Raw genomic sequence first — 11,004 nt, 5'->3', positions numbered from 1 at the left:
TAAACTTAAAAAAAATTATAGCAGTTCTTTTGTTAACACTTTTTTCGTGTTACACCACTAATTCAATTAACACAATTGCATTAATTGTCTACTTGCTTTTTTTGCGTTTAACGTACTTTGAACTAAACCATTTCTCCATGTCAGTTGACATCTTTGAAACTTTCTTTTAGCTCTCATTAATAAAAGTTATTTATTAAAATGTTCTTATTGCTACAATTGGAAAAACTACAAATCATTACTTGGAAAATCTAGAGATTTTCTTATGTTCATGTGTCTCGCTTTTTGTAGCACATACTATTACCAACGAACCAAATCTAACAAGATAATTAGAAAATACTGCATAAATTTAGTTATGTAGTATACGAATTTTAATTAATTATCCTCACGTTTAAATAGAAACAACATACTATATTATTATTAAACACAGCAAAAAAAGAATTTTAATCTAGTTTCAAAGGATTAAAACTTTTTTTATCAAATAAGTAATATAAAAAAAAGATTAAACAAGAAAAAAAATATAGGTGATTTTCTTATGAATAAAGATGAAAAACAAAAAGAAGATAAATACATTGAAGAACACTGGATGAGCAAAAATATGATACTACTAAAAAAAGACTATCCAGAGTTATATAAAAATATGGCAGAACTTAAAGAAATTATATACACAGATAATGTTCATGATGATAGAACACTAAAACTTGTATCTATTGCACTTACTGCCGCAAATGAAGATATACGTGGAACTCGTAAACAGATAATTAGTGGTATTAAAGAATTTAACTTCACACGTGAAGAACTTATCGACATACTAAAAGTAGTACTACTTCTTGCTGGTAAACCAGCATTCATGAAAGCAATTGGTATAGTATATGATGAAACAGGAGGAGAATAAAAACTACCACTCCTTTTTTTTCACCTTCTTTTCATAAACCTCTTAATTTTAAATAGTTATTTTATTTAGTATTTTTAGTGCATTATGTATTCTTGGAAAACCAATATATGGTATAAGTATCATAAGTACTGCAATTATCTTATTTTCATCATTTCCCACTTTAAGATTTCCACGCATATGAATTTCAAGTTGATCTTCACATCCTCTTAGTGACACAAGTACTGCAAGTGTTATTAATTCTCTTTGTTTTTGTGATATTCCACCACGTGTATAAATATCTCCAAATCCAAATGCTGAAATATAATCCCATAATTGTTTCTGATTATCTGGTGTAGATTTAATCTTCATATCAAGCCAATCTTTTCCATAGTGGTCTGCTTGTATAGTATATCCTTCATTTTTACGTGTTTTATTTGTCGTTATACTTTGTCCTGGTAGTGGTACATCTACACCATTCTCATCAAATATATCATTTGTTATATCAATAAATTCATACACCTTAGAAAGTCCTACATATACAATTGTCTGATATAACATTTCTTTTATGATCACAGGCTTAAATCCATTACGAAGAGCTTGTGTTAATAATTTTTCATACAAGTCTACTGACTGATTTGTTATTAGTGTTGTAAGTATTACTATCATACGCTCATCATATGATAATTTCATATATTCATCTTTAAGATCAACACATATTAGATTATCTATTATTTCAACTAATTCTGGATCTGTATTTTTTAGTTCTAAATCATACTCTGATATTATTTCAATTATTTCATTATCATCTAACATAAAAATATCATACCCTTCCTTTTTTTAAAAAATAAAATTTTTTTTTAGTAATGTTTTATTATTATGTTTTATCATATTAATATAATAAAAAAAAGAAAGAAGAATCTACTTTTCCCCAGATCATATTCTAAAATAAAGAGATTTGATAATATGCCTAATGAAATAAAAAAAAATAGTATGTATTTTACACTAGCAGCAGTTAACATGTTTAATGGAAGTAAACCTTTTCATGTTGGAAGTATTATTAAACTAATAAAAGACTTTGAAAACCAGTATGATTCTGAAGCTATACTTGTTGAACTTCGTTATGCAGGAGAAAGTGCATACGTTGCAAATAGTGTTAGAACCGTAGTAAAAGGTACAATGAGCAGTGGACGATTATATGATAAAATATCAGATGAAGACTATGGAATTGTAGAATTTATATTTGATGATATTATAATATGTCGTGTACTTACAGCTGATGAAATTAAAAAAGAACTTAAAAATCCAGAAAGTGACATAAACTACATATAATATAAAGACGATGGTTATTATGACTAAAACAATAAATCTTAAAGAACTATTTGATAACTTTGAATATACAACTATGCAAAGCTATGAAAACATGTCAGTAATTGGTATAAAAAGTAATGAAAACTACAATAATATTGACATATTACCACTAAAAAAAGGACTTCAAATGGGACTTGTTGAAATAGGTGAACTTGAAAATGCTAATGTTAACACACTTAATGTTACAAACAATGCAATAACACCACTACTAATACTTGATGGTGAAGAACTAATAGGAGCTAAACAAAACAGAATAGCAAATGCAACATACATCATACCACCAAAAACAAACATGCAAATAAAAGTATCATGTACAGAATCAGGACGATGGAACTACACTACAAATCATTTTAAATACTCAGGACATTTTGCTGAAGCAAATCTTAGAAAAGCAAAAGCTCAAGATGTAACAGAATCACTAAAAACAAGTGGAATTAGAGAATCAAACCAATCACGCGTATGGAATCGTATAAGCGAAGTAAGTAATACTTTAAAAGTAAAATCAAAAACTAGTGCAATGCGTGAAATATACACAAACAACAAAGCAAAAATAAATGAATACTTAGATAATTTTAAAGATGAAAATGATACAATAGGATCTATCATACTAATAAACAATAAAGTATCAGGAATAGAACTACTATTTAACAGAACATTATATAAACAAAATCATAGAAAACTAATTGAAAGCTATATTCCAGAAGCAATAGAACAAAAAAATGAAGATTATGATAATGAATCTATAGATGTAGATAAATTTATAAATGAAGTAGTAACTTCAAAAATAGAACAATATGAACCTGATGGAATAGGAGTTGATGTAAGAATTGAAAGTGAAGATATAATAGGATCAACAATTCTTCTTGAAAATAATCCGATTAATGCATCATTTTTTAGAAAAATCAAAACATAAACTCCACCTTTTTTTTATTCTCCTTTTTTATACATGAAACATTCTTTTTTGTGTGAATTTATTAATCCTATAGCTTGAAGATATGAATATATTGTAGTTGAGCCTACAAATTTCATACCACGTTTTTTTAAATCCCTTGATATATTATCAGATAAATTAGATGTCACCTTATCTGTTTCATATATAATTTCATTAGTTGGCGTGAATTGTTCTAGATATTTTTTAAAACTTCCAAATTCACCCTGTATTTGTTTAAAAACTTCAGCATTTTTGATACTTGCACGAATTTTTAATTTATTTCGTATTATACCCGGATTATTTCGTAGTTCCTCTTCTTTTTTATCATCATATTGTATTATTTTATCTATATTAAAATTATCATATGCTTTTTTGAAATTTTCACGTTTATTTAGTATGATTTCCCAACTTAATCCAGCCTGGAATGATTCAAGAAGTAGCATTTCAAATAAGTAATCATCATCTAAACATAATTTACCCCATTCTTCATCATGATATTTAATGTATGTGGGATTTTTCATATTACACCATGAACATCTAGTTTTATTCATTATTATTTTTTCCTTTTTATTATTTTTGTGTTTGATAATATTCATCTCGTGCTTTTACCATTTCTGCCACATTTACTTCTGGAGTATATGGTGGTACAGAACAGCTTGATGCAAGTATATCTATTCCATTATCTAGTGCATAAAATACTTCATCACGTACATCAGATGTACTTCCAAGAAGAAGTGTTTTTGTTGATATATTACCTGCTACTAAAGTATCAGATTTTGTTTTATCACGCATTTCATTTACATAATTTAATGATACAACATTTTCAATACTTATTACATCATAATGTGATGTTAACATATCTTCTATTATCTGAGTTGTATTTCCACAAACATGTAGTATAGTATTAGTTTTTGTTGTTTCATCAGCTATGTATTCAAGCTCACCTTTAAGAAGTTGATTGAAAATATTAGGATCAAGAAGATCACATGATGCACTTGGTTCACATACAACTACAGCATCAATATCTAGTGTTTCTAGTTTTTGTATAAATTCAATTAAAGCTTCAACCACTACACTTAATGCTTCTTCTACTTCAAAATAGTCAAGCTTAATGTATTTTAGTAGTTGTTCTATTCCAAGTAACTGTCCAAGTAAGGTGAAAGGTCCTACTATTCCTATTACTATTGGAAGATCAGGATAATTTGATCGAATATCACATATTGCATCATATAGTATGTTCATTCGTTTTGTGTTTGTAAAATCATCTGGTATTTCTACATCTATTGCTTTTTTAAATGGTGTTTTTTGAACTTCTGGCATGTTTGATTCATCACGCATGTCAATTTCACATCCAAATGATTCAGATTCAAGTGTCATATCAAATGGTAGATTTACTCCTTCAATTTTTGATATTTTATATGGTGCAAGAGATAAATCTATCATATCTTTTTTATTTGTATGTATTTCTGGAAAATGAATATCTAAGTCATTTCTGTATGCAAGTAGATTTATTGTAGTTACTGGTATTATTAGTGCATCATGTTTTTTTTGATGTTTTACTGTTTCATTAAATATTTGACGTAGATTTTTAGTTGTTTGTGTCATTGTAATTTTACATCCCTTATTTTTTTTTATTGTTGTTTTTGTTCATCTTCTGCTAGTTTCTTTTCAAGTTTTGTAAATATTGTTTTTTCATTATATATTCGTTCATGTTCTTCTCTTAACTCTTCTGGTAAATCCATGTGAAGTCCACATTCTGGACATTTTACCATACTTCCTCCACATCCAAAGCCACAATCACAACATCCTGCATTTTCAAGATCAAATTCATGTCCGCATATGTCACATTTAAGTATCATTTTTTTTTACTCCCTTCCCTTCTTTTTTTTTATTAACTTATTTTTAATTTCAATATTTATTATCTTCTATTATATTTTTATTATTTATAATTCATAATAATATATTATACTATACTATCAAAAAAGTTTTAAAAAAATAATATTATATACAACTTTTTTTTGGAGAGCATAATAGATGAATCGAAAATCATTACTAATATTATTAATAATTATTATATTTGCATCAATACAATCATGTTGTGCAACTAGTGTATTTTTAACATCAGATCATATAGGTACAGAATCAAATGATAATGAGATGTTAAGTGAAGTAAAACAATATATACAACAACTTGACCCATCAGTTGATGTTATAATTGATCCTCAAGCCCCATCACCTGGTGAAGGATCACGTGCAGTTGAAGCAGATTATGATGTTGTGGTAAATTTTGCAGCGGTTGATTGTGGAAATTTCCAAGTATTAGCACATGGATCTGCCAAAAGTGATAAACAAGTAATATTTGTAAATACTGGTAACTTAAATTTAGATAATAAATCCTTTATCAAAAGAGCATGGGATGATAACTATTCTCCAACATCATTTGCTGCAATAGCATCACCAAGTAGATTTTTAAATGATGCTGGAATTAATTATATTCAACCACTACAACAATTTCCTGATGCTGGAGTAGACGGTGTATATCAACAATCAGATAATGAGGTAAATAAGTATATTGCCGAACAAATTGTTGATGATATAAAAAACTATAACCCAAATAATGAAAAAACATATGATGAAAGTTTAATACTAAAACACCAACTAAATCCATCACAAATGGCACAAGCAAGCTCTGAATATCTTAACTCAAATCAGTCAGATAACACAACATACAATGGCTACACAACAGCACAACTACTATATCTAACATCATCATACCTAAATGGAACACCACTAACAACACCAGATGATTATGAAGAACCTGATAATCCATCAGAAACATCATACCTAACACAAGATACCTACTCATACTATGACTACGTACAAATGGCAACAATAACACAAGAATACATGAATGAAAATCATAAAGCACCAAACTCAATAGACTATAATGGAGCACACATCGGATACTACGACCTACAATACAACTTTGCAAAAATAACACAAAATCATACCAATAACAAAAACATGGATTTCATGCGTGAATATAAATTTACAAAAACACATGATAACATATTAACATCACTTCTTCCAATAGCAGTAGTAGGAATCATCATACTAACAGCACTATACCTATTAAGACGCTACCTTATAAACAAAAAACGAAAACAACAACAAAGACGAAGACGAGGATTCTAAAAAATAAAACTACCACTTACCCTCCAATTTTTTTATTCTCTTTTTAAACAAAATACCAATAAAAACAATAAAAAACTGAACACCAAAACTAGTTTTCCCGACAAAATCAAAAAATAAAATAAACAATGTATAATAAAAAAAAAATAAAAAAATAAAAAAAGAAGTACTATAAGAAAAAATTAATCTTACATCAAATAATCCAATCTATGCTATGTTATATCCTCCATAACGTTCTCCTGTTTTAATATTATGATATTCAATATATCCAGTTCTTTTATTGGTTTTCCATTTGTAATTAGGATCCATAGTTGTTCCATATACCCATTCATCATCTTCATAGTCACCCCATTCATCTTTACCTTTTTTTCTGACTTCGGAGTTACTACTTTTCTTAGAACTAGACTTTTTAGTGGTTGATTTATCATGATTACTACTACTATTTTTATCTGAGTCTTTCACAGTTGTATTGTTATTTGTATTGTTAGTATCTGTTGTGTTATTTAGTGTTGTGTTATTTAAAGTCGTATTATTTGTTTCATTTACATTTGTAAGTATACTTTGACTTGCTACTATTCCAAGTATTATCAGAACCGCTAGAACTATTATAAATACGTTTTTATCTTTCATTTTATTTTTATGACTCCTCATGTATTGTTTTATATAATTATATAATGTATTTTAAGTATTTAATCATTCTAGTTTATTTAAAATCATTTTTTTATTTAGGTTAAATTTATAAAAACAATATATTAAACATCTTATCTTATATAATAACTAGTAAATAAAAAAAGAGGAATTTTTTAGATAAAAAAAAATTATAATATAAAAAAAAATGTAGTGAAAAGAATATTAATCCCTTTTTTTATTTAATTAACTAATATTTTTAGGAGAAATCAAATAATGATCAAAATAGAACATCTAACAAAAATATACACACTTAGTGATGGTAATATGATCAAAGCTCTTGATGATGTGAGCTTTGAGGTAGAAGATAATGAAATATATGGAATTATGGGTGTAAGTGGATCTGGGAAAAGTACACTTATGCGTATACTACGTGGTGTTGAAAGCTTTGATGAGGGAACAATCACAATTGATGATATGGTAATAACACCTGAAAACTACTCTGATTACCAAAATGATTTAAAAGAAAAAACAGCAATACATCTTCAACGATCCTTTGGTTTATGGTCAAAAACAGCACTAGAAAACATAATACATAAACTAGTAGGACTTAAAAATGGTGATGAAACCACAGCTTATATTGATGATGAAGTACGTGAAGAATTTAAAGATGAAGCACTAGATCTACTTGAAACAGTAGGACTTAAAGAAAAAGCAAATCACTTTGCACCTGTACTTAGTGGTGGTGAAAAACAAAGATTAGTACTAGCACGACAACTTGCAAAAAAACCAAAAATACTACTTCTTGATGAACCTGCAACAATGAGCAGTCCAAAAATCAAAAATGAAATACTAAAAACAATAAAAAGAATCAATGAAAAATACAACACAACAGTAATTGTAGTATCACACCAACCAGAAATCCAAGAAGCACTAGCAGACCGTCTACTACTACTATATAATGGACAAGTAAAAGATATAGGAAAAACATCAGATATTATTAAAGAATTCCTATCAGAAGAAGAACCAGAATACCCAATAGCAGATCTTCCACGTGATGAACCAATAATTAAAGTATCAGGATTAACAAAAGACTTCCGCCTAATTAAAGGAGGACATGTATTAACAATTGATAACATAAACTTCAAAGTAAATAAAGGTGAAATACTAGCATTAGTAGGACCAAGTGGAGCTGGAAAAACAGCAATACTTAGAATGATGGCAGGATTTGACCTACCTGATCAAGGTACGATTGAAATTAAATGTGAAGATGGAACATGGACAAAAATGGATGAATATGGAGAAAACCGTATGAAAATCCGAAAAAATCTAGGATTTATGCACCAAGACTTTGCACTTTCACCACATACAACAATCATACGACAAATGGCAACAAGACTATCACCAAAAATTAATGAAGTATTTGAAAATGCAGTTAAAAAAGCTGAAGAACTAGGCTTAAGTAAAGAAACACTAGATATAATCTACCAACTAACAGATCTACCACGAGATGAAGCAATAAATAAACTTGAAAAAGCAAACCTAGGACCTGGAGTACTAGACCTACTCTTCCCACCAATAGATCAAGAAGAAGTAATAAAATATATGGCACCAATCTTTGAAGCACTAGATCTTCCACTACCACTCCTAAATCGTCAATTTGACGAACTTTCTGGTGGACAAAAAGTACGTGTTGCAATAGCAGCAGTACTAGCATCACACCCTGAAATACTAATACTTGATGAACCATTTGGAGATCTTGATCCTGTAACATTAAGAACAGTTGCAAATTCACTTAAAAAAATCAATGAAGAACTTAAAACTACAATAATACTTGTAAGTCATACAATGGAATTCATCGAAGAAGTATCAACTAATGCAATACTAATTGAAAATGGTAACTTAGTAGATGAAGGAAAAGCACAAGATATTGTAGAAGAATTTATGAAAAAAGAAAATAAAGAATAAATAAAAAAAAAGTTAGATTCTTATATATGATAAGTAAAATTCTTGTACCAATTGATGGATCACCACTATCTAAAAAAGCAACACAAAAAGCTGTAGAACTAGCAGGACAACTTGATGCAACTATAGTAATAACACATATTATGGATCAAAAAAATATTGAACCATATGCAGAACAAGAAAAAAATGCACAAGATATCATCAAAGAAATGGTAGATTATGTAATGTCAGAAGATGTTGCTGTTGAATCAATGCTTTTATTTGGAAGTCCTGAATATGATATAGAAAAAGTTGCTCGTAAAAGTGAAGCTGATATGGTAGTACTTGCAACACATGGTTTTGGACTTAAATCAAAACTACTAGGAAGCTTCTCAAATGCAGTGGTAAAATATGTGAAACTACCAATTGTACTAATAAAAGAATAAAAAAAAAGAACTTGGGAGTACTAACTTTTTTTTTATTCTCTCTCCTCCTTTATAACATTTTTTTTATGATTCTATTTTTTTATTAATTGAATTTATTATATAATTAAGAATATCATCTACCGTTTTTAGGTTATCTTCATATGTTATTTCCAGGTAGTTTTGTGTAGTTTGCATGATAAGTGGTGTTATTTCACTTATTTTAAGTAGATTATTTTGATATTCATCAATAAGATTTATCATCATACTAATCCATGCGATATTTTGTGGATTGTTTATAAATTCATAAAATTTTGGAATATATTCATCCTCTGGTATTGTTGCTTTATTAATTAGTGTTTCATAGTCTATGTTAAAGCGTGTTAGTCTGCTTATTACATCTTTCTGGTACTCATTTGACATTGCTGTTTGCATATATAATGCTTCATATGTAGCTTTACGTGTTGTAAGAGCTATTAGTTCACCTAATTTTGAGTGTTTTCCTGCATTTTCAAGGTGGTTATTTGATGATTTATTTGATATTACACATATTCCATCAGTTCCTGTTCCTGTTGCTATGTGTGTTGAGTATTGACTTTCAAGTTTTAAATCTTCAAGTACTGATGTTTTAGCTTCTGTTGTTGTAATTATTGCATTTACTAAAGTTCCCGGATCAAGATTTGCATTTATTATTATGATTATGTTTATTGTTCCAAGTGGCTTGTAGTTATGATTATATTCATAAAATGATGCTGGATCTCCTGCTTTTATACCATTTTTATCAGCACCTGCTGTTATTATTGCTGTTACTTCTAAGTCTTCATATTTTTCTGTTTTTATACTAACATTATCCATACATGCTGATGTTATTAATCCTGCTGTTTTATCAACAGGTAAGTTTAGTTTTTTAAATGCTTGTTTTTGAAATTCATTGATTGTATTTGTTTTTGCATCATCATAGTCCTTGTTTTCTACTGTTTGATTTAATATGTAGTCCATGTTTTGTTGATATCCTCCATTATGCCATGAGGATATTATGAGGTTGTTTTCTTTTTTAAGTTTTATGATTAATGATTTGTTTTTTATTTGTATATCATAAAAGGGAGTGTTTTTTATTTCTTTAAAATAGTATTTATCTGTAATTATAATCATCTCTCCAACACTTTTTTTCTAAAGTTTTATAATATAGTTGTTGTTTTGTGTATTTTTTGATTTTTCCTATTTTTTATATCATATTTACACATTCACTGTTTCCTATTTATTGTATATTCTTTTGTTTTTGTTCCTTCTTTTTTAAAGTCTTCTGAAAATCTAAATTTGTATATATTATTTAATTTATGCAAAATAAAAACTTTTAATTTATTCTTTTTTTTCTTATGGTTCTGATATATTAGATTTTTTATATTTTATCTTAAAAAAAAAGTAAGATATATTTACATGAAAAAAATTATTTAAAATATTATAAAAATTAGTAGTTGTAATATTATTTTTTTTTAGAAAGAGTAATATTTAAAAGTGAATAGTCCTTAGCGGAGTCGAACCGCTGTCACAAGATCCAGAGTCTCGTAGGATTGCCACTACCCTAAAGGACTATTAAAATATTTTAATTAATTATAATTTTTTTTAATTGATTATAATTATTTTTATAT

The 11,004-nt window shown here is 27.8% G+C and carries 12 protein-coding genes; 6 read left to right on the top strand and 6 right to left on the bottom strand.

From position 1 onward, the window contains the following. Positions 1-532: 532 nt before the first annotated feature. On the top strand, positions 533-892 hold the full coding sequence (locus MSCUN_RS04595; protein ID WP_095608252.1) for a carboxymuconolactone decarboxylase family protein: 360 nt from the start codon (positions 533-535) through the stop codon (positions 890-892). Positions 893-940: 48 nt separating this feature from the next. Here the strand turns inward: MSCUN_RS04595 and MSCUN_RS04590 are convergent, their stop codons facing one another. Then, positions 941-1,684 carry a carboxymuconolactone decarboxylase family protein gene (locus tag MSCUN_RS04590; protein WP_095608251.1) on the bottom strand — a complete coding sequence of 248 codons (744 nt, stop codon included), beginning with the start codon at positions 1,682-1,684 and terminating at the stop codon, positions 941-943. A gap of 150 nt (positions 1,685-1,834) precedes the next feature. On the opposite strand from MSCUN_RS04590, the gene MSCUN_RS04585 reads away from it, so the two are divergent. Next, positions 1,835-2,200: a hypothetical protein gene (locus MSCUN_RS04585; RefSeq protein WP_245837630.1), complete on the top strand. Its 366-nt coding sequence runs from the start codon at positions 1,835-1,837 to the stop codon at positions 2,198-2,200. Between the two features lie 19 nt (positions 2,201-2,219). Continuing rightward, a complete protein-coding gene (locus MSCUN_RS04580) occupies positions 2,220-3,152 on the top strand; it encodes an ARPP-1 family domain-containing protein (RefSeq protein ID WP_095608250.1) in 933 nt (310 codons plus the stop codon). 14 nt (positions 3,153-3,166) lie between these two features. On the opposite strand, the gene MSCUN_RS04575 is transcribed toward MSCUN_RS04580, so the two are convergent. The 3 genes from MSCUN_RS04575 to MSCUN_RS04565 are packed head-to-tail and all read right to left on the bottom strand — an operon-like array spanning position 3,167 to position 5,029. Then, entirely contained in the window at positions 3,167-3,721 is a 555-nt protein-coding gene (locus tag MSCUN_RS04575) for a DNA-3-methyladenine glycosylase I (RefSeq protein WP_095608258.1), read from the bottom strand. Between the two features lie 19 nt (positions 3,722-3,740). Then, complete coding sequence (locus tag MSCUN_RS04570) at positions 3,741-4,775, bottom strand: uroporphyrinogen decarboxylase family protein (protein WP_095608249.1); 1,035 nt, start codon at positions 4,773-4,775, stop codon at positions 3,741-3,743. Between the two features lie 26 nt (positions 4,776-4,801). Next, on the bottom strand, positions 4,802-5,029 hold the full coding sequence (locus tag MSCUN_RS04565; RefSeq protein ID WP_095608248.1) for a hypothetical protein: 228 nt from the start codon (positions 5,027-5,029) through the stop codon (positions 4,802-4,804). A 175-nt stretch (positions 5,030-5,204) separates the two neighbouring features. On the opposite strand from MSCUN_RS04565, the gene MSCUN_RS04560 reads away from it, so the two are divergent. Further along, positions 5,205-6,365, top strand: a complete 1,161-nt coding sequence (locus MSCUN_RS04560) for an adhesin (protein WP_095608247.1) — start codon at positions 5,205-5,207, stop codon at positions 6,363-6,365. A 204-nt stretch (positions 6,366-6,569) separates the two neighbouring features. On the opposite strand, the gene MSCUN_RS04555 is transcribed toward MSCUN_RS04560, so the two are convergent. Beyond that, the gene (locus tag MSCUN_RS04555; protein WP_095608246.1) at positions 6,570-6,992 is read right to left on the bottom strand and encodes a hypothetical protein; all 423 of its coding nucleotides are present in this window, start codon (positions 6,990-6,992) and stop codon (positions 6,570-6,572) included. A gap of 273 nt (positions 6,993-7,265) precedes the next feature. Here MSCUN_RS04555 and MSCUN_RS04550 point away from each other — a divergent pair, with 273 nt between their 5' ends. Together MSCUN_RS04550 and MSCUN_RS04545 are read left to right on the top strand one after the other, a co-directional pair. Then, positions 7,266-8,957: an ATP-binding cassette domain-containing protein gene (locus tag MSCUN_RS04550; protein WP_095608245.1), complete on the top strand. Its 1,692-nt coding sequence runs from the start codon at positions 7,266-7,268 to the stop codon at positions 8,955-8,957. A 26-nt stretch (positions 8,958-8,983) separates the two neighbouring features. Next, positions 8,984-9,379, top strand: a complete 396-nt coding sequence (locus MSCUN_RS04545) for a universal stress protein (protein WP_095608244.1) — start codon at positions 8,984-8,986, stop codon at positions 9,377-9,379. Between the two features lie 63 nt (positions 9,380-9,442). Here MSCUN_RS04545 and MSCUN_RS04540 read toward each other — a convergent pair whose 3' ends face one another. Beyond that, the gene (locus tag MSCUN_RS04540) at positions 9,443-10,507 is read right to left on the bottom strand and encodes an adenosylcobinamide amidohydrolase (protein ID WP_095608243.1); all 1,065 of its coding nucleotides are present in this window, start codon (positions 10,505-10,507) and stop codon (positions 9,443-9,445) included. Between the last annotated feature and the right edge of the window lie 497 nt (positions 10,508-11,004).

It is taken from the genome of Methanosphaera cuniculi (genome assembly GCF_003149675.1).
Lineage (GTDB): Archaea > Methanobacteriota > Methanobacteria > Methanobacteriales > Methanobacteriaceae > Methanosphaera > Methanosphaera cuniculi.
The sequence above is the reverse complement of the archived record's forward strand: the minus strand, read 5'-3'. Positions and strand labels throughout refer to the sequence as shown.